Genomic DNA, 25742 nt, shown 5'->3' on the forward strand with positions numbered 1-25742 from the left:
AGGATATCAATTCTGCTTCGCTCAGTTTGTCAGACCAAGCGAAGCCTATGCTTCTCCCTAACGATAATCTTCATTTTGCACCAGTACACCACCACTTTTGTCGATTTCGGGTTGGGGTATGGGCCATTTGTAAAACTTCTTTTCAAATTTGTAAGGGACGAAACTGTCTTTTACGTTATTCAAGACCGTTTCTGCGATGCGCCATCTTTTCAAGTCGTAATAACGCAAGCCTTCAAAGCCTAGCTCAATGCGTCGTTCGTGCCGGATTCTTTCACGCATTTGCGCTTTGGTTAACCCGGTTGGTAATGTGGGCATTTTGGAACGTAGCCGCACATCGTTGATCGCTTTGTAAACCGATGCATCCGGCCCTGCAAGTTCATTCTGCGCCTCTGCGTACATCAGTAAAACATCTGCCAAACGCAGTACTACTGCATTCTGCTGACTCAATGTTGAAAATCCAAATGGAATATTTTCAGGTGCAAGGAATTTCATAACACCATAACCCGACGGGCGGCTGTTAGACGGAATATGCACCCGGCCTCCACCAAAATCAGGATGATCCACAAAAACTGTTTTAGCAAGACGTGAATCCCGGTTTTTGAAAGGTTCGTCTTTGTCTGTCAGCGGCGATACGCCGTAGGGAAGTCCATCAGTGCATTCAAAAGCATCAACGAAATTCTGTAACGGACTTGCTACCAGCCAGTCGCCATAATACATATCCCAAGGACGCGTGTTGTTAGGTGCCAGAAAGTTAATCGAATAAATGATCTCCGGGTTGTTTTTCTGCCCCGCGTCGCGGAACAGATCTTCGAAGTTAGGACTCAGAGTGTACTTTGGTATTACGGCGCTTGTGAGCTCTTTTACCTGCGTCAGCACCGTCGGATCGGGTGTTCCATCTTCTCCGTAAGCAGCAAAAATCAGTACACGGGCTTTCAAAGCCTGCGCGGAAGACACTGCTGCGTGACCACCGTTTTGCGGGTATGCATTCGATTTCAGATTGGCAATGGCAAAATCAAGATCTGCATTGATCTGCGCAAGTATTTCAGCAGCAGGCACTTTAGGTTGATTTTGTGTTTCCAGGGTAAGCGGTACTAAAACCAATGGAACATCCCCATACAAATGGTAGAGCTGGAAATAGTAAAATGCTCTCAAAAAACGAACTTCTGCCTCATAAAGCGTACGGTCCGCATTGGATATATCCGAATTTGTGTAGGCCTCAAGCTGTGCCAGGAAAATATTCACCCGCGCGATCGCCTTATAACTTTCTCCATAAACACCAGAAACATAACCGCCTGTGGATGGACTGATACTTCCCGATGTAATTTCCCGGGCACTTCCTGAATTGTGCTGCGCAAACCCATCATCCGCAAGACAATTCCAGACCGGCAATTCCACCGCCCAAGGATCGGCCTGCATAGAAGCATAATTGGCCGTCAATGCTTTGTCAAAATCCCCTTTCGTTTTCCAGAAAGTAGACGAAGAAATCTGGTCAAGCGGATTCAGATCGAGGTTATCGTTGCATGAACTGAAAGCCAGCGCCAGCAGCATGAACAGTTTTATTTTCTGACTTTTCATTATAGTTTAATATTTAGTCCGAATGAGTAAATCTTGTTTTGAGGATATTGTACAAACGCTCCGCTTCCGCCGCGCTCCGGATCCAGGCCTGGGTATTTTGTAGCCGTAATCAGGTTATCACCAGAAAAGAACAGGCGCAGGTTATCCATGCCGATCTTTTTTACCAATGTCTGAGGAAGGGAGTATCCCACTGTAAGGTTTTTCAGTCTCAGGTAAGAAGCATCCTGCAAAAAGTAGGAAGATGGCCTGCGAATGCGATCAGGTGCGCCCCAGCCCCAGTAAATTCGCGGCATGGTAGTCGACGGATTTTCCGGCGTCCAGCGGTTACGCCAGTCCGTTGTCGGCGGCGAGCCTTGTACAAAAGGGACTGTTCCCCAATTGTCTACAAAAAATTTAACATTATTAACACCTTGAAAAAGAGCAGAAAAATCAAAGCCTTTCCAGTTAGCCGACAGGTTGAATGCATAGTTTAATCCAGGATAATTTCCTGTCATCACCACACGGTCTTCATCGTTGATCACTCCGTCGCCATTTACATCCCTGAAACGGATATCTCCCGGCACCGTCGCGTCATTATACTGCTTTGGCGCAGCCGCAATCTCATCTTGTGACTGGAAAATACCTGTCATTTCGAGCATGTAGTAAGTTTCGTACTCCCTGCCCTCTTCCCGGATCCGGTAACCGTCAATTTCACGCTGTCCGAATTTGACCAGCTTGTTTTTATAATGTTCCAGATTGGCACCTATTGTGTAGTTCAATCCTGAAAATACGCCACTCGAAACCTGGTGATTGTACGTAACGCCTAGCTCCACACCCGTATTCTGCATGGTTCCATTGTTGATCGTTGGTGCGCCAAGGCCTACTACTCCTGTCACCTGCGAGCTTCGCAAAATATCGGTTGTTGTTTTACGATACAAGTCTGCGGTCAGATTCAGGCCACTGAAGACGGTAAGATCCATGCCTATGTCAGCGATGGTTGTAGTTTCCCAGCGGATATTAGCATTGGAAAGCTGCGTTTGCGCTACACCGGAAGACAGGTTGGAATCGTCAAACGAGTAATTGCCTGTAAAACTCAGGATCGCCTGATAAGGATAATTTCCAATATTCTGGTTTCCCAGCTGCCCCCAGGATCCACGAAACTTCAGGCTATTGAGCCATTTAAAATCCAGATTTTTGATAAAATCCTCTTCCGTAACCCGCCAGCCCGCAGAGAAGGAAGGGAACACTCCCCATCGGGAATCCGCATTCAACCTGGAAGTTCCGTCGTAACGCATGTTGGCTTCCAGCAGGTAACGTTCCTTAAAATTGTAGTTCAGTCTTCCAAAGAATGAACGTATTGCCCACTCATTCTTAGAACCATTTGCATACTGTATCGATGGGCTTCCTGCATTGATCTCGCGCAGCACATCGGTGGGAAAGTTTCTCCGGATCGCTTCCAGGTATTGATATGTACTTTTTTCGGTACTATATCCTACCTGCAGTTTGAATGCATGGTTTTGGGCAAAAGTGCGCTCATAATCCAGATAGGAGAATAAATTGGTATAAACATTCTGCTCATCTTTCACTTCCAGTCCGCCGCCAAGATCCAGGGTAGCCATGAAATCATTCGTACGAAAATTGTAAAGCTGCAGCGGAGGCTTGAAAGATTTGGTCTTGTAAAAATCCGCATTAACTGCCCCTTTCGCATACCAGGTCAATCCTTTCAACAGATTTACTTCAAACCAACCCTGCGTATTGGCCGAATAATCCAGCTTGTCGCGGTTGATATTTCCTTCCAAAAGCGCGATCGGGTTTTTGTTATTGTACTCAAGATCATACGCTTTGTAGGTAAACCTGCCGCTGCCGTCGGCGAGCTTTGGCCCGTAAGTAGGTGCCTGTGACATAGCCGACAGGAACATATCCTCCGAGCCAAAAACAGGCGATGTCGTATTACCCGATTTCAATGCAAGATTTGCGCCGAATTTAATCTTCTTGGTTATCTGAGAAGCTATGTTCAACCGCGCATTGTATTTTTCAAAATCAAATCCTTTCATCACACCTTTCTGGTTCACGTATCCGACGGAAGCATTGAAATGCGTTCCGCCACGTCCGCCGCTGAAAGTCAGGTCGTGCTGGTGCGTGGGGGCTGTTTGAAAAATCAGACTCAGCCAGTCGGTATTCGGGTACAGGTTGCGGTCGGTTGCATTGCGGTATTCGTCGATCTGCTGCTGTGAATACAAGCCGGAAGTAAGCCCCGAATTGAGACGTGCTTCATTATACAACTCCATATATTCCGCCGAATTCGTGATCAGGTCAAAAAGCTTCGTAGGCTTGTTAATCGCATAATTCCCGCTGTATTGCACACTCAGCTTTCCTTCACTCCCTTTTTTCGTCGTTACCAGAATCACCCCGTTGGCCGCCCTTGCTCCATAAATGGATGCGGAAGCGGCGTCCTTCAATACCGATACACTTTCAATATTATTGGGATTCAGGTCGGCCATATTGCCCTGTACGCCATCGATCAATACAAGTGGATCCGAACCTGCGCCACTGAAAGTACCTGTACCCCGTATCCGCACAGATACCCCTTCATTACCCGGCTCGCCCGTTCCCTGCCGCACCTGAACACCCGGCATTGTTCCCTGCAGCATCGCTGTTGGGTTCGTAACCGGTCTTCTGATCATTTCTTCTCCGCTTACAGTAGCTACTGCGCCGGTCAGGTTTACCTTTTTCTGCGTTCCATAACCTACCACTACCACTTCACTGAGCTGTTTCAGATCTTCTTTCAGAACAACATCGATAACACTGCGGCCCCCTATAGTTTGCTCGGAAGCTTCGTAACCAATATAGGAGAACACAAGCACTGCGTTTTCGTCGGCCACATTCAGCATGTATTTACCATTCATATCGGTCACTGTGCCGAAGGTCGTACCTTTAACGGTGATTGAAACACCCGGCAGACCTATGTTATCAGGGGCCGATGTGACGGTTCCGCTGATATCTATTGCACGGGCATAAACTTTGGTTCCCGACACACATAGTATGTTCAGGCAGGAAAGTAAGAGCACTGGCAGCAGAAGCTGTTGCTTCCATCGAAATTGAGTAAAATATACTTCTTTCATATGATCGGGTTTGAATGGTTAGATTGAAGACTATTCGCCACAGGTAACACTATTTTTATTTCCATATCTTTTCATTAATTTATACTATTTGATGAGGTAAAATTAGACAGGCTAAAATCACATTGAAATGGACTAACCTGATAAAATAATGGATAATACGATTATTGAAAAGAATAAAATTTGTGAAATACAGAGCACCAAAAATGCAGCAAACCGGCTTCTACCGGTTCTTGCACAAAACAATTATCAAAATTCAACGATTTGGACTATCTGAAAAACCAGAATAAAAAGATCATAATACCAGCAAGTAGCGCCGAGAGTGTTTTGTAGTTCCCAATACCCCGCCAGCCGGGCGCCTGAAGCGATTCCAAAGGTGATTTCCAGTACAGTTGCATGCTTTCAGCCGTGTGACGGACAGGGAAAATAAAAGAGCTTATGACCTGAACAGCCACGCAAAAGCAGAATAAATAAAAGGCCATCATCATAAATGGGATTTGCCCGATAAGACTTTCAGGGAAAAGCTTGTTAACTGCAAACACGATTACTCCTACTGCCGAGCCAATCCAGAGCGTACACTTTGCAGATTCTGCCGAAGCTTTTTTCCAGAAAATTCCCAATAGAAAAACGGCGGTTATCGGAGGCGCAATGTGCGCGATAATATCATTGAGACCATTAAAAATGCTTTCATAACTGTTCAAAAGCGGCAAAGTAGCCAGTGAAACGACCAGCGCAATGCCCGCAGCAATTTTTCCAACCAGAATCAGCTCGCGGTCAGAGATGTCGGGCTTGCGGCGCTGATAAATATCGTAGCTTACCAACGTCGAAATGGAGTTGAGTGCACCTGAGATCTGGCTCATCAGTCCGGATAACAATGCAGCTACCAATACCCCAACCAATCCTTTCGGCAAAAGCTGCGTGATCATTAATGTGTAAATTCCTTTGCTATTGACAACCTGTCTGCCGTTTTCAACAGACTGTAGTGCCGAAATATCCAACCCGCCAGTTTGGGAAAGAGCATAAGCGAAAAGGCCCGGAAGTACGAAAATGAATACTGGAAGAATCTTGATAAATCCGCAGAACAGTGGACCAAGCCGCGCATGATTTTCGTCTTTGGCACCCAAAACCCGCTGAACAATCGTCTGATCCGCACACCAGTACCAGATTCCAAGAATAGGATATCCGAGAAAAACCGCATACCAGGGCATCCCGCTACTATCCCCGTGCGGGCGCATCATCGACAGTTTTTCCAGCTGGTTACTCGCCTGCAAAACGCCCACCATCGGCTCCCAGCCACCCATTTTGTTATATGCAGCGACGCTGATTACTACCGCACCGAACAGCAATACCACCGTTTGAATGGACTCTGTAACAACCACTGCGGTCAGTCCGCCCACGATCGTGTAAATAGCAGTAATCACCGAAATGGCGATGATGCTGGTGTACATATCTACGCCAAACAATGTCTGAAGGACAATACCACCAGCCAAAAGCGAAAATGAAATATGCACAATCACCGCCGATACCACCGATATGACAGCCAGCCAGTCCCGGCTGGCGCGGTCGTATCTTCTTTCAAGGAAATCGGGCAGAGTTGAAACACCCGAGCGGATATAGAATGGTGCAAAGAAAAGCGCAAGCAGAATCAGGATGAAAGCGGCCATCCATTCAAAATTTCCGTTCAACAGGCCCGTATCGAAACCACTTTGTGCCAGACTTACAAGATGTACGCAGGATATATTGGTCGCAAACAATGCCAGCCCAATCGTGGGCCAACGAAGTGTTTTACCAGCCAGAAAATAAGCTCCAGCTTCATTTGAGCTATTTTTTGATTTGTTTTTATGCTTTAACCCAGCCCACATACCGATCATAAAAATCGCCGTGATGTATAACGCGCTGATTGTGATATCGAGGGTATGGATCATGTTTGCTGAAAATTGTTTTAAATAGTAATACCGATCAGCTCGCAGCTGCTGCCTGCTTCCTGCGGGGTTTCATAAACGCCGTTTTTAACGTTTGCCGGATGCACAAAATGTTTTTGAAGATGAGGAATATGCTCCAAAAATAACGCTTCATGCCCCATTGCAATGTGATTAAACAAAACCAAATGCTGGTGCAACTGGCCCATATCTCCCACGTGCGGCACCACCGGGATACCGAATTTCTTGCATAACAAACTGACGGTCAAAAACTCGCTGACCCCGCCTACCCGCACCGCGTCCACTTGTACAAATGCTGCAGCTTCTGCCTGAAGATAATTTTTGAAGATTACTTTATTAGGAACATGCTCGCCCAATGCAAGCTTAACCGGCGCAATTTCCCTGGCCAGCTTCCGGTGCGCCAATACATCATCAGGATGCGTAGGCTCCTCGATCCAGTAGGGATTCACATCTGTCAGTTTTTTACAAATTGAAATAGCATCTGGCAAATTCCATTGCTGATTTGCGTCCAGCATTACTTTTACATCCGCCCCGGCCACTTCGCGCACAATGTGCGCACGCCGGATATCCCGCTCGGGATCAGCCGAACCGACTTTCAGTTTCATAGCCGTAAACCCTGCTACTATTGCCTTTTTGCAATTCTCCCGCACTTTTTCGTCGGAATAATTAAACCAGCCTACTGATGTATCGTATCCCGGATACCCGGTTTTCAGAATGCCTCCCCGAGTTGCTTTACCGGCTTGCTGTTCAGTTAACAGAACTATAGCCTGTTCTTTCGTCAGCGCATCTTCGAGGTAGGAAAAGTCGAGCGTATTTACAACTGCTTCCGGGGAAAGGTCGGCCAGTAATTTCCAGAGCGGCAAGCCCTTTTTCTTCGCCCACAGATCATAACACGCATTGGTAACGGAAGCCAAAGCCAGATGTACCACACCTTTATGAGGCCCCAGCCAGCGAAATTGCTGGTCGTCAGACAACTGTTTGAAAAGTGTCCCAAAATCAGCCATTGTTTCCTCAATATCCTTACCCACAAGCTTTTGCGCATAGTATTCCGCTGCTTTACAAACGAGATCATTTCCTTCTCCCAATGTAAAAGCGAAACCTGTTCCGGTAATCCCGCTATCGTCGGCCAGCTGCGTTACGGCATAGGAATAAACCGGATCTCGGTGAATTGCGTCGCTACCTGCGTTTCCGTCCAGCTTGTAGCGGGCATCTTTTACGGCAATTTTATAAATCATAAACCTGTTTCTGTTTGCTGTACATTTTTTTGTAACCCAGTTCCGCGCCGCCGCTCACCGGCAAAATGCAACCTGTGACAAACCGTGCCATATCTGAAATAAGGAACAGACAGGCATCAGCGATCACATCGCCTTCCGGGCAGTAACCCAGCGCATGGATGTTGGCAAGGTATTCCGCGGCAGATTCAGGATCGGGCTGCTGCTGGCTCCAGCTTCGTAAAAGTGGGGTAATGACACCTGCCGGAGCAACTGCGTTCACCCGGATCCCGAACGGTGCATAATCCAACGCCATGGATTTCGTAAGGGAATTTACAGCCCCTTTTGTAGCCGTATATGCTGCGTGAATTTCCTGGCCAATTTCTCCTACCAGGCTACCGGTATTAAGAATATTACCCCCGGATTTTTTCAGCGCGTCGATCCCATGTAGCGTGGTGTAATATATCCCGCTCACATTGACGGCAAAAAGCATTTCCCATTCAAGCTGGGTTGTATCGTGAAGCGCTTTCGAGGGACTTGAAATACCCGCGTTGTTGTGAATGACATCGATCTTACCGAAGACATCCAGGCATTGCTCAATTGCGTTTTTTACCTGATCGGAATTGGCTACGTCGGCCAAAACGAACTCCACGATACCACTTCCCAACCGTGATTTTGCATAGGATATACTGCCCGGATCATTGCTGATGATGCATAGGCTAGCCCCCGCCTGCTGGTACACTTTGGCGCACTCAAAACCGATCCCTTCGGTGCCCCCAGTTAAAAAAACGACTTTGTCAGCTAATAGCAACATGTGATATAGGATTGTAGAATCATCTGTGGAAGAAATAAATGGAAGCCTGCAACGACAATCAAAAGTAGAACAGCATTGAGCAGATACATATAGAGCATTCATTTATTTTGATGGACAATTCCACGATTTACTATTTTCTCAAATTCTATTTTTATATCATTAAACTAACATTGATTTTACTTTTTAATTTAAAAATACCTATTATCGCAAGGTAATTAAATAGATAATGGAAAATACAACGATTTAAGCTTCATAAGATGAGCAGCAGTTTCAGAAGGAGAGATGGATTTGACGGAGAAAAACTAATCAGTCTGCCGCCTGGTATTTTGCGGGACATCGTACATAAAAACCCTGCACTCTTCCAGCTGTATATTACCCATATAGGTTATTTCCCAAAAGCGCTGTTTCACTACCGCGAGCGCCGCAAGGGATGCGAGGATAATATTCTAATTTATTGCGTTCAGGGAAAAGGACATTATGTGATTGCCGATAGGAAATTTGAAGTGTGTGCTAACCAGTATATTCTCCTCCCGGCAACCGATCAGTACATTCGTTACTGGGCCGACCATGAAGACCCATGGACCATTTATTGGGTACATTTTACAGGCCCGGTCGTTCATAGTTTCAATCAGTCGTTACAGATCTTACCCGAGAGGGGACCCACTCAGCTGGCTTTTCATGAAAAGGTGCTTGATATGTGGCACAAGATCTACCAGACTCTTGAAATGGGCTACAGCCTGGAAAACCTCGCCAATGCCAACATGTGTATCTATTACTTCGTGGCCATGCTGATTTATCCCGAAAAACATTTCGGCGAAGACGCTATCGGCAAGCCCGATCTGGTATCGGATACAATCAGAAATATGCGACAAAATCTGGACAAGAAACTATCCGTAGAAGATATGGCAAAACAACACCAGCTGTCGTGCTCGCATTTTTCTATGCTTTTCAGAAAAGGCACCGGGATGGCCCCTATGGACTATTTTATTCACTTAAAAATACAGAAAGCGTGTCAATTGATCTATACCAACGATTCCAAGATTAAAGAGATCGCCATGAGCCTTGGCTATGATGATCCTTTTTACTTTTCAAGAGTTTTTAAGAAGAACATGGGCCAGTCGCCTGAACAGTACAAATCTACTGCGAAAAAAGTCGGATGATATCATACTGCAATACAACCAGACTTACTTGATACAAACTTTTAATTGGGTGTCTTCGACTCCGATTAAAATTGGCTTGCGGATAGAATTAATTTTATCCTATTCACAAATGTTCCGGAAGTAGAATAAATTCATTTGTTTTGTTTACGGTCTCCAGCAAAAAAAGAAATACAACAACTAATGACTGTCTGAAAAAAGGGGTACGTACGTAATCTCACTCGCAGTTTCAGAATCCATCTTAGGAAAGATGCCTTAAAGTCGTCTCCCCAAACCTTAACTAGAGAAACACCGCATTATTTTGAAAACAGAAATATCTCACTCAAGTAGCTTAGTTTAGAAAAACGTTTATTGAGCTGACAGCAGGATTATGGTAAACCGAAAAATGGAAGGCTTTATCAAAAGTTAAGCTCACAATTCTGCTAAATGCATAAGCGCCATCCCGATCTATCATTTTCAAACGGTAAAGATTGCTACCAATCGATGGTAACGTGTGTGTAGTTGTAAGTCACAAGTTCTTTGCTTTCACATTGTGAAGGGCTAATGGTGAGCAGAACCCAGTTTTTTCCGTCCTCACTATGCTGTATCTCAAACTTTTCACTAGTTGTTTCCTTCGTAGTTGACCATTCAAGTAGAGCCGAGTTTCCGCTGTCAGTCTTTTTGGCTGAAAAAACAGTCAGTGTCACTGGTAATGTAGATGTTGCACTACCAAAGGTGTTAGCCGTATCGGTGTTGGTAGTAAAGGCTGCAGCTGATGTAGTTATCGAGCCAGTTCTACTTATAGTACCCGGTATTCGAAGCTCCTAGACTTTCCCACTTGCTTTTTGATGGCTTGTAGCCAATCACTGTAAGGTTGCTCAGTGAATTATCAGTGAGTGCTACATAAACCGCCGCCTGGGTGTTGCCCCCCTGGGGGGATAAGCCCCGTCAATTTTCATTCAATTTAGACATGCGATTGCCCTTTGGCACAGAGCCGGGACTGAGCTACTTCAAATGTCTTTCAATCATGAAAAATTCAGAAAACACTCCAAAGATATATGTAGGAACTTACGGAATGTAAATTTCAGATATCCTTTCGCAAAATCGCTTGTAACGTCTACAGCTACAAAGTACAGATGGATTTTCGCGCTCATAAAATGACCTTGCCCTACCTTCACGCGCCCCTTCTAATCAAAATAATATTCTACGAATAAAATAAACAATTGACATTTTCGAAATTTTATATTATATTTGAATAATTATTTAAAATTATATTATGAACAAAGGAACAGTAAAGTTTTTCAACGACACAAAAGGATTCGGCTTCATTACGCCTGAGCACGGTGGAGAGGATGTTTTTGTACACACAAGTGGTCTGATTGACGATATCCGCGAAAATGACAGTGTGTCTTACGAAGTTGAAAACGGCAGAAAAGGAATCAATGCAGTTAATGTAACAATTATCTGATATAGTATATTTCGCAAGTGACGAACACCTCCTTGTCATAGGAGGTGTTTTTTTATGCTCGTTCAAATTATGACAAGTCTGTTAATTTCTTAAACTATTCAATTATGAAAATCAATTCATCCCGCCCCTGTAAAGCCCGGTCTCCAGGTACAAAATATAGTCATCTGCCTGCCTTCTTCTATGGGCAGATTCTGTTAGGAACCGCCAAAGCTATCTCGCTATTAATATTTCTGTTTCTTCGCCATGTGATCGCCTACCGGCGTGATGTAATCAAAAAGAACCTGACATCATCATTTCCTACTAAATCAGAGGCTGACATCCGGAGACTGACCTGTGATTACTACTACCACATGAGCGATCTGGTTGTCGAGCCGTTTTTATTCTATCTGGCGCCGGCAGTAATCCGCTCACAATTAGCCAGGTATACAAATCCTCAAATGCTTGAATCGCTGCATGGTGACAGCAAACACCTGATATTGTTTGCATCTCATTATGGAAATTGGGAGTACCTGATTAACCTGCCGGAAGTAACCAGCTATCCTGTATACACGGCCTATTCTCCGATCAAAAATGGCCTGATGGATAAGATTATGATGCGCATGCGCTCCTTTCTTGGTGTGAGACTAATTCCTAAAACTGGTTTTTACAAACAGGCTTTGACGCTGCTCAAAGAAGGCTCTGCTCCAAAGTTACTGATAGTAATAGCCGATCAGAGGCCAGCGCCCGGAAGTGGTAAATATCACATTCCTTTTCTTGAACAACAGACCTGTGTTCAAACGGGAGGTGAACGCATAGCTTCTTCCACCAAGGCTACGGTAGTTTACGTAGAATCAAAAAAACATGGCCGTTTCAGATATGATTTTACTTTCACACTTATGAAGTGTACTGATGCTGTCATCCCTTTAAGTATTACAAAGGAATATTATCAAATTCTGGAAAAGAGTATTTTTCATGATCCAGGCTACTGGCTATGGTCGCATAACCGCTGGAAGCTTCAAAGGCCTGCTGCCGCGGGGTGATATGATGAAAGCTATCAATTATTGGCTACAATAAAACAAATGCCCATCATAGTTGCCGCTCGGTAACCACAATGAGCATTAGAGGGCTGGTATTTACAAAATGCTTGTCAGACAGAAATCCTTACCCGAAGCTCAGGATGGAACCGCTGAAATTTCCCTTTCAAAATAGGCATGTTCCTTCTGATCATCCAGCGTTCTGCAGTAATAGATTCTATTATAATAACGCCTGATGATTAGCTGCTGAGCACGATCTGCATTTACAAACACTTTCTGGCCGTTTGCATATTTCCCTACTGTTTCTGGCTGTCTCATTTACCGAAAGGAAATCTAACAGTGTTTACAGCATTGATTCTTAAAGCGATAAGTCTGCCGGTCTTTGGTGCAAATATGTTTTGGTAGTGGCCATTTCTCATTTTACCAAATCTGGAAAGAAGAACATCTGTAAGAACAGAAACTGTATTTACCGTCTGAGAGAAAAAATCCTGAATTCTGCCACCGGTATTGTATTTGAAAATTTTCATAGGATCAGTTTTATTTATTGTGATTATTTAAAATTATTGATAGTATTCTTCATTTGTAATATATGCGGCTCTTCCACCGAAGCCTTGGGCAAAAGTGATCAGCTTACATGCACTGACGCCTGGTAGCTCATCGTTGAAATACACGGATCGGTTGTTCCCTGCACAGCGGCGACATCTTCTGGTGTGGGCCCGACAGCCAGGGCGATATGAAAACTGCCTGTGAACAGCCCTGATGTAGTGTCAAGACCTATCCACCCAGCCCCGGATATGAAAACCTCAGTCCATGCATGCAGGTCTGCTTGGTGGCCATCTTCTGTGTCAAGTTGCAAAAGATACCCTGACACAAAACGACTCGCCAGTCCCAGATGCCGGAGTACCTCCACAAGTAGCCATGCTGAATCACGGCACGATCCGGATTGAATCGAAAGTGTCTCTTCAGTATTTTGTACGCCCTGCTCGAAACGCTGATTATAGCTGATTGTTTCGTACACTGATTTTGTAAGTTCTGAAAGCAGGCCAAGAATATCACCATGGTATTTTCTGGCATTCTCCACAAATGCAGAAAGCCGAGGGCCATACTCATTAGTTCTCAGGTAGGGCGTGAGCGCTTTTTGAATACGGACAGGATAAAGAAATGGAAATAGCTGTGCCTCCTGATCGATAAGAAAATCGAATGGATTGAGCATTTTCAAATCAATATCCAATTGTACTTCTACAGACATCTCAGTCATCTTCCCTTCGAAATTAACCCTTGCCACTTTGTTTCCGTAGACATCCTGCTGCCAGAAAATCTGTTCAGATGGATTAATTACAAGAGCATAGCGGCTGGGTGCGTTGTGAGCGAACGCATAGGCAGAAAGCCGGAATAAATGTGGGGAGAGCAGCACTGGTCTGTCGTACAGATACTGAGTCTTATGAACCAGCGATATCAAGCTGAAATTGATTTACTGCCCCTTACCGCTTTGATGCATTCGATGCTCTTTGTTTTGTCACCTAACCTCACAACCTTTTGCTCTGACATAATCTATGTGTTTGATGAAAGGTAGGGTTTAAAACCGGATATCAAAGCTTTTACAGACCAAATAAATAACTCACATTCAAAGCTTTGAAAATGACACTTCCTGTCCAACCAATGATTAATGCCTGTGAAGCGTTTAAAGGCATATTCTATCCATAATACCGAGCTCAGCAACAGCGCGCGGAGCCATTTTTTTACGCCTGGTTTCTTATGATTTTCTGGCCAGCCGCATCGATATGATTGTCTTAAAATTTACCGTTTTTAAAATAATTATAAGCCGGGTAAAGCTTGACTGCTTTTTGTCTTTAGCTAAAGCTGCTGTCTTCTGTACTATTCTGATCACTAAACGGTATCCTATTTCCCTTGTCAGAAAATGTAATACACCAACGGTCAGGCTACCCATTGAGGGTAAAAAAACGGATAATTCCTCCAAAAGCTGAGTCAATAGGATTGTTTGATTCTCGGAGAACACCAGAACGGGCAGCCCATTAGTTGCAGTGCCCTCAAAAAAGTTAGACACTTTCTAAGGGCACTCTATTTTATGCAACAGCCTCTTTTCAGTTTGATCTGTTTATTATCAAGAAAACTCCCTGAACTAAGAGTTCGGGGCCTAACTCATCGACAACCTAAACGCTAGGCTTCCAACCGTTCTGATATTCTCTTGACCACAGCTGCTGGGCTTGCTTGTCACCGATGATATGCCCCGTTTTCGAATCAATTTTTAGATCTCTGCCAACTCTATACGCGATATTGCCCAGTTGCATTGATACCACACTCTTATGGCCAAGCTCCACATCACAATTAGGACGGCGGTTACTTTTGATAGCGTCCAGAAAATCTGCAACGTGCAGACTATCCAGGCCCAGACTCGGACTAGCTAGATTGCGCCCCTGTACAGCGGCTTGCTGCTGTGGTTTGACTTCTTTAATCAGTTTTCCATCCAGATCATAAACTGAATACTGATCACCACCCGTATCCAAACTTCCCTTCTCACCATAGAAAATAATGCCCCGCTCCTGTCCTTCTATCTGGCGTCCGTTGGAGCTTCTTGACTCCCAGACCAAAGACACCCGGCCAGGAAAATCCATAGCGACCACCTGTGTATCGGGAGTCTCCCAGTCATCTTTGAACTGATACCTGCCGCCAATAGAGCTCACGCGGGTCGGAAAATCAACGCCCAGCCCCCACCGTGCCACGTCTACTTCGTGCGTACCGTTGTTCAGCGCCTCGCCTGTCCCCCAATGCCAAAACCAGTGCCAATCGTAATGAACAAGTCCCTCTTTGTAGGGCAATCTGGGCGCTGGCCCCTGCCACAACTCATAATCCAGCCAAGAGGGAATATTGCCTGGTTTAAGTACGGTAGCCTTTCTTTTATTGGTATACCATGTTTTGGCAAGATACACCCTGCCGATAATTCCTTTATGCAGCTCATTGATGCCTTCTGTCAATATCGGAGCGGAACGGCGCTGGGCCCCCATTTGAACAACACGCTTGTATTTGCGTGCTGCCTCAATGGCCAACTCCCCTTCTCTGGGATTGTGGCTCAAAGGTTTTTCAACGTAGACGTGTTTGCCCGCCTGACAGCCCATGATCGTCAAAGGCGCATGCCAATGATCAGGCGTAGCGATGTAAATCGCATCGATTGATTTGTCTTCGAGGACTTTGCGGCAATCCTTCTCTGATTTTGGCTCCTGCACCTGTTTGGCATCCATGATGGCCTTGATTGCTTTGGGTATTGCGCGTTCATCTACATCGCAGACAGTTCCGACTTCCGCATTCTTTTGTCCGGCTATTGTTGCTCCCATTGTCCTTCCACGGCTGTTGACGCCAATGGTAGCAATCCTTATCAATTCGTTAGCGCCCACGATACGGTTGTAGCTTTTGGCACTGAACGCGAACGCAGGGCTGCCGATACTCATACCGACAGAGCCAGCAGCTGCTATCTTCAAAAATTCACGTCTGTTTTGCATATCTTATAACTCTCTTATTTTGATGTTTTTAAAAGAAACCTCAGCACCGTGCTCCTGCAGAAGTATATGCCCACTATCGGGTGTTCCAAAAGCCGGTACTGATTTATTGAATTTACTGGACGCAACAGCATCAGTGAATAGCTTGCTATCTCTGACAAACTCCAGGATCTTAATCCCGTTCAGCCAGTGCTGAACTTTATTACCCTTTGCCACCACGCGCATCGTATTCCATTGCCCCGGCGCATTCGCTTTCTTCACTAACTCGTCCGGCGGCAAAACATCATAGAATGATCCTGTCAGGTGATTGGCTTTTTTGTTGTCTTCAGCCATCTGGTCATCCAGGATTTGATACTCGAATCCCAGATATCCGCCTTGCTTATAGCTGGTAAAAAAATATTTGATACCGCTGTTACCTCCCGCAGAAATATTAAAGTCTGCCTTCAGCTCAAAGTCTGAATACTGCCTGGAGCTGATAATATCGCCGCCTCTGGCGCCTTTCAAGGCTGTTAAAATACCGTCTTCGATCTGCCAGCCTGAAGGTACCGGATCACCTTTGACTGTTGTCCACCCATCTGTTGTTTTACCGTCGAACAAAAGCTTCCAACCTTGTTTGATTTCTTCCCGGCTCAAAACCTGAGCCTTTTGAGAAAAACCGGGTGAGGCAATTGTCAGCCAACCCAGGATACTGATTACTATTAATTTCTTTATCATATATGCACTTATTTAATACCCAGGATTTTGCTTGATTTTTTCTGGATTAGACTGGATCACCTGCAAGGGGATTGGAAACAAGAGCATGTTGTTGTTCCATAAAGCGGGGTCAAAGCCATTCTGTTCTTTCTGCTCCTGGCTCATGACTGTCTGAGCGCGCTCGGTGCGCACAAGGTCAAACCATCTGTGATTTTCGAAAGCGAGCTCAACACGTCTTTCTTTTTCGATAGCCAGCAAAAACGCCTCGTCCGTTGCAAAGGATGTATAGTCAGCCAGTGTTCCGGGAGCTGCCCCGGGCGTGTTCCTTGCACGTTGACGGATCTTGTTCAGATATAAGAGCGCGGTCTGATACTGTTTTCCCTGTCTGACCAATGCTTCGCTATAGAGCAAATACACATCAGCAAGCCTAAGCTCAATCCAGTTGTTATCGTTATCAGGAGAAACTGAAAAGGAAACGTCGTAGTATTTCTTTACATACTTCTCGTTGACCCTGGCCCCGCCAGGATCAGAAACGTACCCATCGCTCATCGAGATCGCTTTTCTCGGATCGCCTGTTTCGTAGGCTGCTGACATGGAAGGCGTAGGTGCATTGAAGCCGGATTTATCGCCCACCAATACAACTTCCTTATTTGAGAATCGGGGGGCAAACGAGTTGCTCCACGGACTCCCGGTGCCTGTTCCTCCCTTTTTGTACTGAACTTCGAAAAGTGATTCGGAACTGTTTTTATTTGTTACACTGAAAAGCGCTTTGTAATCTGAGACCAGCGAGTACTGCGGGCTATTGATCACCTCAAGTGCTTTTGCTTCAGCAAATGCGTAATAAGATGCGCCCTTTTTCAGCGGATAACCTGCCATGGTCATGTATACTTTTGCCAAAAGACCCTTTGCGCCTGCCTGTGTCACCCGCCCTTTATCATTATTTGCATACGTTACTGGTAGATTCGCTTCTGCAAATGTCAGATCCTGAACGATAAAGTCGTAGATTTCCTCTGTCGGAACCCGGCCCAGCGCATAAGCCTCTTGTACCGACAGCTGCTTGTCGACTTTGGGCACGTCCCCATACACCCGTACCAGCCAAAAGTAAGTCAGCGCCCTTAAAAATCTGGCTTCTGCTTTATACTGAGATTTCAGCTTCTCATCCCTGAACGCAACAGCATCAATTTTATCGAGTACGATATTGGCCCGAAGAATTGTCACATAGCTACGGTTCCATAAATCAAGGACGTTCTGGTTGTCAGATAAGAGTACATCGCCGAAATTATCAATCGATGTCATGTCCTTGGAGCTACCCGGTACCCAGGAAAAGGTAGTATTATCAGACCTTACCTCGCCTGCAAAAATGTATAGCTGATTATAAACATCCCGAAGCGATGCATACGGCGACATAACAGCCTGATTCATATCCTGCTCGGTCTTGTAAAAGTTACCTGCATTCATATCTGAGATGGGCTGAAGATCTATGAATTTCTCAGAGCAGCAAACCAGCGTGCCCGCTATCAGCGAGAGTATGATGTATCTTTTCATTAAAAAGAGGTTTAGGATCAATAATCAAAATGAGACGTTAACGCCGGCAATCACAGTTCTGGCAGACGGATATCCCAAATAGTCTCCGCCTCTTGACAGCCCTGATTCGCTGCTGGTCTCAGGGTCAAAGCCAGGGTACTTGGTAAAAGTGTAAAGGTTCTGTCCGGTCACATACACCCTGAGCGCTCTGACTTTAATACGCTGCATAAAATCACTGCTGAACGTATAGCCCAATGACACATTGCGGATCCGCAGAAATGATCCGTCCTCTACCCAATAGCTTGAGGGCTCTTTCTGAAGACCTTTCGGATCGCGGTTAGCACGCAGCACATTTCCTGATCCCGGCTGCTCTTCTGATCGCCATCTGTCTTTGAGTTTGGCAAGCCCGTTTCTGTCGCCATGATAAATACCGATCATCCTGTTAAAAAAGCTAAACAATTTTGCACCTTGTGATCCTGTAAGCATCAGGTTCAAATCGAAACCCTTGTAGGAGAAATCATTGCCGAAACCATAAATAAATTTGGGCTGGTTACTGCCCAGGTACGTTTTATCAGCGGCAGTGATCTGTCCATCGCCGTTTACATCAACGTACCGCGGATCTCCCGGTCTGTCATTGGCAAGATGCGGGGCCGCATCAAGCTCTGCCTGGTTTTTGAAAATACCATCATACTTATAACCAAAAAAGGTTGCAATTGGCTGGCCAATAGTAGTAATGAAGGTATTATTGGCGTTTTGCGCCCCTGAATAAATCGGCCGGCTGTCAGGTCCCAGAGCAAGAACAGTATTGCGGTTAAATGAAATATTAAAATCTGTAGACCACTTAAAGCCGCCTGTGGTATTTCTGGTCCTTACCAAAAACTCCATCCCTTTGTTCTCTACCTTACCGATGTTCTGCAGCTGTGTCGCATAACCACTGATGGTTGGAACCGGCACATTGAGCAGCAGATCAACAGACTTACTGTTATAGAAATCTGCTTCCAGGCGTACCCTTTCCTTATACAAACCTAGCTCGAGGCCAAAATTGAACTGCCTGGTTTTTTCCCATCCCAGATTCGGATTTGGGTAGTTTACCGGATTGACTGCATTGACCAATATTCCATTTAACGGATAGTAGCCGCTGACAGTACGTGCTATCGACTCGTAGTTTCCAATTTTGTTGTTTCCCACCAGCCCCCAACTTGCTCTGAGTTTAAGCTCTGAGATCTGACTGACATTTTGAAGGAAAGGCTCGCTGCTTATTCTCCATCCTGCTGAAACCGATGGAAATGTACCCCACCTGTTTTCAGAACCGAACCGGGAAGAACCATCTTTTCTGATGCTGGCAGAAAACAGGTATTTGTCATCATATGAATACGTAAGACGGCTAAGATAGGAGATCAGCGAGTTCTCATCTTCGGTACCTGTTCCAGCCACCACCTGCCCCCCTTTGATATTACGGACTGCATCGTTGGGGAAGTTCTGGGCGTTAACGCGGCTGTATTCTGCATAAGACTTCTGTGCAGAAAATCCGGCAAGTAGATTCAGTGAGTGTTTGTTGAAGACTTTGCTGTAGGTAAGTGTATGCTCGTTGAGCCAGTTGGCGCCCAGCCAGCTTTCGGCCCTGGCAGTCGCGATCCTTGGTGCACGCGAACCGTCCAGGTCAACAAAGGAAGGCTGATAAAACTTCTGACGTCTGTTTTCCAGATTTCCATTCAGACTCAAACGGTATTTAAGCCCTTCGATAATTTGGTAGTCAGCGTAAATCGAAGCAATGACAGCATTCTTTTTGGTAAAATTCGTTACGTTCTCGGCTATACTGACAGGGTTGGAGACATCGCCTGCCCATATCTCCGGGTTTCGAACCTGCGATCCGTAGGTGCCGTCCGCGTTTCTGAGCGGATAGATAGGCGGCAGATAAAGTGCATAGGAAATCGGACTATCCTTACCATTTGCAACCTCATTGTTTTCGGCGTAATACGCACTTACTGCAACACCTACTTCCAGTTTGCGGCTGACACTGGTTGTCAAATTGGTTCTGAGGTTATACCTTTTAAAATCGGTATGAATCTGGATACCGTCCTGCTTGGTATAGCTTCCTGAAACCGCATATCTGGTTTTTTCCGATCCGCCATTTACAGAAAGCTCATGTTTTTGGGTTGATGCTGTGCGGAATATTTCATCCTGCCAGTTCACGTCAGCAAAATTGCCTGGATCGTTAAAGCTTTCGGGAATAATATAAAAATTTGCATTGGTATACTTTGACCTGACTTCATTTGGATCACTAATTGTATGCGGGGCGTTCCCCGGCATTGGTGTTCTGTCTAGCCATGCCTGGTTGTGGCCATCTTTGAAAAACTCCAGATATTCCCGGCTGTTCATCATATCGATTTTTCTGGCTACCTGCTGAACTCCGTAAAAAGAGCTGAACGACACTCTGGGCGCTCCCGCAGTCCCTTTTTTGGTCGTAATGATCACAACGCCGTTGGCACCTCTTGATCCATAAATAGCGGTAGAGGAAGCATCTTTTAAAACCTGGATGTTTTCTATATCCGAGGTGTTGACCAGCGAGAAAGCACTGCTGTCAATCGGATATCCATCAATCACATATAAGGGCGAGCTATTTGCCGAAATAGATCCTGTGCCGCGTATACGTATATTGAGTCCTTCTCCACCCGGAGCGCCATTGACCTGCTGGACCTGCACACCTGCCATTTGCCCCACAAGTGCTTCTGCATAAGACACTGCGGCCGCTTTAGAGGTCAGCCTATCAGCCGAGATACTTGCGATTGCTCCGGTCAGATCCGCCTTCTTTTGGGTTCCATAACCGACTACGATTACTTCATTAAGGGATTTATCGTCTGTTTTAAGAGAGACATCAACAATACTCTTATTCGCTACAATAAGCTCCTGGGAGGAATAGCCCACAAATGAAAATACAAGTACCGACTGCTCATTTGCGACATTAATGCTGAACTTGCCGTCAGTATCAGTGACTGTACCCCGCTGCGTTCCTTTTTCAACTACGCTCACCCCCGGCAGTCCCATACCGCTTTCATCAACTACTGTTCCTGACACAGACTGCTGCAGCTGTTTGGGTCTGCCAGCTCCCTGATCCTCAGTGTTAAGCATGATCTGTCCGCCTATGACCCTATAAGAAATATTAAGGGGTTTTAGGACCATATTAAGTACCTCTGAGAGTTTCCTCTCCGATGCGGTTATACTCACTTTTCGGTCGGCCCTGATTGTATTGGAGCTGTAGACAAATTTTACATTCGCAAGTCTTTCGATTCTGCTAAGGATCTTACTGATTTCGATGTTATCCATTTTAATAGAAATCGAATGGTCAAGCAGGTCCTGCGGACGAACCTCACTGGCAAATCCGAGTGAAATGCCAACGGTGATCAATAATGAATAAAGCAGTGTAATCCTCATGATACATCTGGCTAGAGGATGAAATTGTATTGTTTTTTTCATTAAATTTGGATGTTTTGTTAAGGTTTAAGAATTTGACAAAACCCTCCCGATCATCTTTTCAGATGAGAAACGGCCAAGTTTCAGAAGGGAAAACATACAGGGCCGGATGTGGTCTGAACACATTCGGCTCTTTTAATACGTCGCAGTTTTACATCATAATCGTTACGTGGGGTTTAGGGTTAATTACCTGGGCAGCCTTTACCGCTCAGAAGAATCTTGGTTCCGACTATTTTGTAGTCCGCATTCACTGACGAGCTGATCATCTCCAGTTTTGTAAGGAATGGCTGTTTGTTGATATCAGCTGTAAAAAGGCAATTCCTTAGTTTTTCGTCTTCGATAAGAATCTGGATTCCATATGCTTTCTCTAAAAGCACTGTGACCTGGCCCAGAGGTGTATCAGAAAAGATAAATGCCTCCTGGTAAGCTTCATGCATTATGGGCTCGGGGACAAGGCCTGTAACAAAAGACTGGTTGGCAGTCATATAGTTCACGCGCTGATTAGGCAGCAGCACTACCCCGTTGTTCAGTTTCTCCCCCTCGCTAACTCCATTTTGATCGCGCTCAAAGACCGATACCCGGCCGGTTACAACCGATACTTCGACACCGTTTTGCTCTTTAGCAGCATCTACCCAAAAGCTTGTACCTAACACCTTGGTGGCAATCTTTTCCGTATACACCACAAAAGGATGCTGCGGATCTTTGGTGACATCAAAAAAAGCCTTTCCGCTTAGATATACCTCTCTTTTGCTCTGGATAAAGTTGACAGGGTATTTAATACTGCTTTCGGGCAAAAGCTTTACCTTGCTACCGTCGGCCAGGATAAGCAGTAAGGGCTGCACTGTGTTGTTTGTTTTCACAGTCATTCTCTGCTGCAGGGTTGCTTGCAGTTGCTTGCCACTGAGCCTGCCTTGCGTAAATTGGTAGCTACCCCAAGCCATAGCGAGTAGCAGCACGGCCGCAGCCGATCGCCATGAAAAAAAAAGTGAAATAACCCTTCCTTTAGGCGCCGGTACGCTGCGGTAATCCCTTTGGATCGCGCTCCAAATCCTTTCTTCGATCTCTTTGTTTTCCTGAGCTAAGCTCTGGGTTTGATCAGTATCAATAAGTGCAAACCACTGCTCAACCAGATGCTTTTCTTTCTGAGTACATCTCCCACTTCGGTAACGCGATAACAATCGGTGCAGGTGTTGCTTGTTCATTGTGACTGTGCTTTTTATAAAGACTCAGAAAAAGCTATCAACCGCAAATCGAAAAATAAATTCATAGAATATTTATACCAAAGTGGGCATTTTAACAAGTCAACCTTTAAAAAATGCTACTGAAGAATATAGGCAGAATTATGGTGATGAATTCTTTCAGCAGAACCTTCAGCGTGCGCAGTGCCTGTGTGATATGGTATTCGACTGTTCTTTCGGGAAGATCCAGATCGCTGGATATTTCTCTGACAGTTTTACCTTCGAATCGGCTGAGTAGAAAAATGCGCTTGGTTTTTTCGGGCAACCGTGCAATCGAATTCTGGGTTATCGTTTCCAACTCCTCCAGAAACAAAGCATATTCAGGCTCTGCGACAGGTTCAATGTTATCAATTTCTGAAAAGATTTTTTCCTTGTAATGGTCAATGACTCTGTTTCTTGTAGCACTGAAAAGGTAAGCGCGCAGATTTTTAATATGCAAAGACTTCCGCTTTTCCCAGATTGTAACAAATAAATCCTGCACGACATCCTCTGCCACGTCGGCATCATTGGTTTTTAGAAAAGCAAAATCGTATAAATGCTTCCAGTACTTCCGATAAATTACCTCGAACGCCGAGCGGTCGTCATTTACGACCCTGTCTAAAAGTTCGGTATCATCCTGTGAGGAAATCTTCATGGGTCAGTGGCTAACCATTCAAAAGTCGGTGAGCAAATATCAAACATTTTTCTAAATAATCTGTATTATTCAATAAAAATACTGCGAAAAAACCAATTTAATGCAGGTACTCACCTACAGCAACCCATCCCAAGAATTTTAAAAAAAACCACTGAAATACTAACGCTGTATCACATACGTCGTTAGTATTTCGCTTGCTGATCCGTGCCTTTGAGTTAATCTCAACCATTCGGCTATCATCTCGAAGCAGCCGATCTGCTGTCCGCCGCAACGAGCCGCCCGATTAGTTCATACCGCAGAACGAGTGATTCCTGTATCTTCCACCACATCTAACATCCTACCTATGTCAAGCAGTTGTTTGATGATTTCTAAAGGCTCTCGCCCCCTCCGGTTACGCTCCTACGGAATGCTGGTAGCATTTGGCGAAAGTGCCATTAGTTTGTTATCCAGTATGACTTGGCATTTTAACCAACAATGGTTCGCCAAAAATCTGGAAACATAACCGAGTCTGCTTACCTCTTAACAAGGAAAGAAATTCACCAGGTTTAGTTCTTTGCAATCAAAGACCACTGACCTTTTCTTTAAATATTTATCGGATCCTTATTTTCCCATTGCCTAAATTTATGAGCCGCTGCTCTGATCAACAGCAGAAACACGCGCATATCCAAAAACTTAGTTCATTCATATCACAGATCTATCTGGATTTTAAGGTAGGCAAAAAGAAGTATAAGTTGCAAAGTCAAGTTTTTCTTGACGGCATCTATAATGCCATCATTATCAATCGAAGCGGGCTTAAACGTTCCCCAATCTTGTTAGCGGTCATCCTGTTTTAGCTTTCACAGCTAGAACACATCAGCAAGATCAACATCGTTACCGGACCAACAGGTTAAAAATCCTGAAAGCAGGCATTTAATTCCAGACTATGCGGCATTAAAAAAGATTCTATTTTTTTTCGATCCCATGCAACATTTACTGACATCTTGCGCCTTAGATCCAAAGAATCTGAAAAACAGAAATTGAAAGACGTTGGTACAACCGAAAAATCTAAATGACAAGCAGCTCATCAAGCTCTGCCACCAGGGTAACCAAGACTGTTTTTCTGAGTTATACATGCGCTATCATAAGGCGGTTTTCAACTCCATCCTGCGTTTGGTAACAGATTTTGCCCAGGCAGAAGATTTGCTGCAGGAAGCGTTTATTTCAGTCTATCAGGAAATAATGAAAGGTTGTCAGATTGAGCATTTTGGTGGCTTCTCAAAACGTGTCGGAGTCAATAAGGCTATTGGTTTTTTACGGAAGAATAAACATATGCTGGTTTTTGAAGACGGCTATGAAAACGTTGCGGAAGAGCAGACAGAGGACGAGGATTTCTTTCAGTTCCGTGTAGACGAAGTAAAAAAGGCCATCCGCTCCTTGCCGGACGGATATAGGACAGTGGTTAACCTGCATGTGATGGACGGATTATCGCATGAAGAAATTGCCGAGCTGCTGGGTATTTCCCAAACGACAGTCCGTACGCAGTATCATCGGGCCAAAAAGAAAATAGTTTCATCAATTACTAAGGGAAATTGCATCAGATGAAAAAAGATAGCTTAAAAGAATTTGTGTCTGTTAACAGGGACTTTTTCGAGGATCAAAAACCAGGTCCGCATGTGCTTAACAACATTCACGGCAGGCTAAAATTGTATCATACCCCAGCAAAACCCCAATCAAAAATAGTCAAGTTTGGCTACTGGTGGGCAGCTGCTGTGCTGATTATTGGCATATCCTATTTCGCTGTTTTCGAAAACGCTACCAGAAATAAAAATACCGTAGCCCAAAGAAAAGAAGTCAGAAGTACACCTGCTGCGGTAGCTAAAGCCAAAGAAAGCTTAGAAACATCTCAGAAGCCAGAGCTCGGCGCTCTTGCAGACTCACAGAAAAAGCAGCAGACCGAAACCATGCTGGCTAGAAAAGACCTAAAGCCGGATATTGGTCCTGACGGAAAAATGGCCCAAAGCGCCACCACAGTAAATCAGTGGGCCGAAGCATTGAAAAGTGAAAGCTCATCTAAGCGGTTGTCAGCGGTGCTGAAATTGGCAGACAGAAATTCGTTATTGTCGGTCAAAGACCTTCATATTCTGTTCAATACCATGAGCCATGATGAAAGCAGCAATGTGCGGCTGGCTGTTTTAGATCTTCTCAAACAGCAACAAACTCAGCCCTTGGTAGAAGATTTCATTTTGCAGTCTGTTGCCAAACAGGATGATCCGGTCGTTCAGATGCAGCTACTGTCATCATTATCCTCAAATGAGGCTGTCAAAATCAAGAAACAACTACAGGATTTAAGCCAGGACCCCAATAATATAGATTTGGTACGTCAGCAGGCCTGCGCAGTTTTATTTCGATCAAACATTAACATTTAAATGCATCTAA

20 protein-coding genes are annotated in these 25742 nt (G+C 45.0%); 5 read left to right on the top strand and 15 right to left on the bottom strand.

Features of this window, described 5'->3' with window-relative positions; translation table 11 throughout:
* Positions 1-57 precede the first annotated feature (57 nt).
* The 5 genes from DSL64_RS01940 to DSL64_RS01960 all read right to left on the bottom strand — a co-directional run bounded on the left by DSL64_RS01940 (position 58) and on the right by DSL64_RS01960 (position 8638).
* On the bottom strand, positions 58-1575 hold the full coding sequence (locus DSL64_RS01940; protein WP_115828942.1) for a RagB/SusD family nutrient uptake outer membrane protein: 1518 nt from the start codon (positions 1573-1575) through the stop codon (positions 58-60).
* Complete coding sequence (locus tag DSL64_RS01945; protein ID WP_115828943.1) at positions 1575-4676, bottom strand: SusC/RagA family TonB-linked outer membrane protein; 3102 nt, start codon at positions 4674-4676, stop codon at positions 1575-1577. The genes DSL64_RS01940 and DSL64_RS01945 overlap by 1 nt, the downstream gene beginning before the upstream one ends.
* A gap of 266 nt (positions 4677-4942) precedes the next feature.
* Entirely contained in the window at positions 4943-6598 is a 1656-nt protein-coding gene (locus DSL64_RS01950) for a sodium:solute symporter (protein ID WP_115828944.1), read from the bottom strand.
* Positions 6599-6615: 17 nt separating this feature from the next.
* Positions 6616-7848: an enolase C-terminal domain-like protein gene (locus tag DSL64_RS01955; protein ID WP_115828945.1), complete on the bottom strand. Its 1233-nt coding sequence runs from the start codon at positions 7846-7848 to the stop codon at positions 6616-6618.
* Complete coding sequence (locus tag DSL64_RS01960; protein ID WP_115828946.1) at positions 7838-8638, bottom strand: SDR family NAD(P)-dependent oxidoreductase; 801 nt, start codon at positions 8636-8638, stop codon at positions 7838-7840. The genes DSL64_RS01955 and DSL64_RS01960 overlap by 11 nt, the downstream gene beginning before the upstream one ends.
* 257 nt (positions 8639-8895) lie before the next feature.
* Here DSL64_RS01960 and DSL64_RS01965 point away from each other — a divergent pair, with 257 nt between their 5' ends.
* Positions 8896-9798 carry an AraC family transcriptional regulator gene (locus DSL64_RS01965; RefSeq protein ID WP_115828947.1) on the top strand — a complete coding sequence of 301 codons (903 nt, stop codon included), beginning with the start codon at positions 8896-8898 and terminating at the stop codon, positions 9796-9798.
* Positions 9799-10268: 470 nt separating this feature from the next.
* Here the strand turns inward: DSL64_RS01965 and DSL64_RS28795 are convergent, their stop codons facing one another.
* Positions 10269-10481 carry a hypothetical protein gene (locus DSL64_RS28795; RefSeq protein ID WP_147300315.1) on the bottom strand — a complete coding sequence of 71 codons (213 nt, stop codon included), beginning with the start codon at positions 10479-10481 and terminating at the stop codon, positions 10269-10271.
* 569 nt (positions 10482-11050) lie between these two features.
* On the opposite strand from DSL64_RS28795, the gene DSL64_RS01970 reads away from it, so the two are divergent.
* The gene (locus tag DSL64_RS01970; protein ID WP_115828948.1) at positions 11051-11242 is read left to right on the top strand and encodes a cold-shock protein; all 192 of its coding nucleotides are present in this window, start codon (positions 11051-11053) and stop codon (positions 11240-11242) included.
* Positions 11243-11346: 104 nt separating this feature from the next.
* Entirely contained in the window at positions 11347-12261 is a 915-nt protein-coding gene (locus tag DSL64_RS01975; RefSeq protein ID WP_115828949.1) for a lysophospholipid acyltransferase family protein, read from the top strand.
* A 132-nt stretch (positions 12262-12393) separates the two neighbouring features.
* Here the strand turns inward: DSL64_RS01975 and DSL64_RS01980 are convergent, their stop codons facing one another.
* From DSL64_RS01980 to DSL64_RS02025, 9 genes are all read right to left on the bottom strand, one after another.
* On the bottom strand, positions 12394-12573 hold the full coding sequence (locus DSL64_RS01980) for a hypothetical protein (protein ID WP_115828950.1): 180 nt from the start codon (positions 12571-12573) through the stop codon (positions 12394-12396).
* Positions 12570-12782, bottom strand: coding sequence for a hypothetical protein (locus DSL64_RS01985; RefSeq protein ID WP_115828951.1), 213 nt, complete (start codon positions 12780-12782; stop codon positions 12570-12572). The genes DSL64_RS01980 and DSL64_RS01985 overlap by 4 nt, the downstream gene beginning before the upstream one ends.
* A gap of 98 nt (positions 12783-12880) precedes the next feature.
* On the bottom strand, positions 12881-13714 hold the full coding sequence (locus DSL64_RS01990) for a transglutaminase family protein (protein WP_115828952.1): 834 nt from the start codon (positions 13712-13714) through the stop codon (positions 12881-12883).
* 712 nt (positions 13715-14426) lie between these two features.
* Positions 14427-15770 carry a Gfo/Idh/MocA family protein gene (locus tag DSL64_RS02000; protein WP_115828954.1) on the bottom strand — a complete coding sequence of 448 codons (1344 nt, stop codon included), beginning with the start codon at positions 15768-15770 and terminating at the stop codon, positions 14427-14429.
* A 3-nt stretch (positions 15771-15773) separates the two neighbouring features.
* A complete protein-coding gene (locus DSL64_RS02005) occupies positions 15774-16481 on the bottom strand; it encodes a 3-keto-disaccharide hydrolase (protein ID WP_115828955.1) in 708 nt (235 codons plus the stop codon).
* Between the two features lie 12 nt (positions 16482-16493).
* Positions 16494-18005, bottom strand: coding sequence for a RagB/SusD family nutrient uptake outer membrane protein (locus tag DSL64_RS02010; protein ID WP_115828956.1), 1512 nt, complete (start codon positions 18003-18005; stop codon positions 16494-16496).
* A gap of 24 nt (positions 18006-18029) precedes the next feature.
* Positions 18030-21416 (bottom strand): TonB-dependent receptor, encoded by a 3387-nt coding sequence (locus tag DSL64_RS02015; RefSeq protein ID WP_115828957.1) that lies wholly within the window; start codon positions 21414-21416, stop codon positions 18030-18032.
* A 221-nt stretch (positions 21417-21637) separates the two neighbouring features.
* Entirely contained in the window at positions 21638-22657 is a 1020-nt protein-coding gene (locus DSL64_RS02020; RefSeq protein ID WP_115828958.1) for a FecR family protein, read from the bottom strand.
* Positions 22658-22763: 106 nt separating this feature from the next.
* Entirely contained in the window at positions 22764-23327 is a 564-nt protein-coding gene (locus tag DSL64_RS02025; RefSeq protein WP_115828959.1) for an RNA polymerase sigma factor, read from the bottom strand.
* Positions 23328-24353: 1026 nt separating this feature from the next.
* On the opposite strand from DSL64_RS02025, the gene DSL64_RS02035 reads away from it, so the two are divergent.
* Complete coding sequence (locus tag DSL64_RS02035) at positions 24354-24908, top strand: RNA polymerase sigma factor (protein WP_262512401.1); 555 nt, start codon at positions 24354-24356, stop codon at positions 24906-24908.
* Positions 24905-25732, top strand: a complete 828-nt coding sequence (locus DSL64_RS02040; RefSeq protein ID WP_115828962.1) for a HEAT repeat domain-containing protein — start codon at positions 24905-24907, stop codon at positions 25730-25732. The genes DSL64_RS02035 and DSL64_RS02040 overlap by 4 nt, the downstream gene beginning before the upstream one ends.
* Positions 25733-25742 lie beyond the last annotated feature (10 nt).

Origin of the sequence: Dyadobacter luteus, from assembly GCF_003383615.1 — a bacterium.
GTDB classification, from domain to species: Bacteria; Bacteroidota; Bacteroidia; order Cytophagales; family Spirosomataceae; genus Dyadobacter; species Dyadobacter luteus.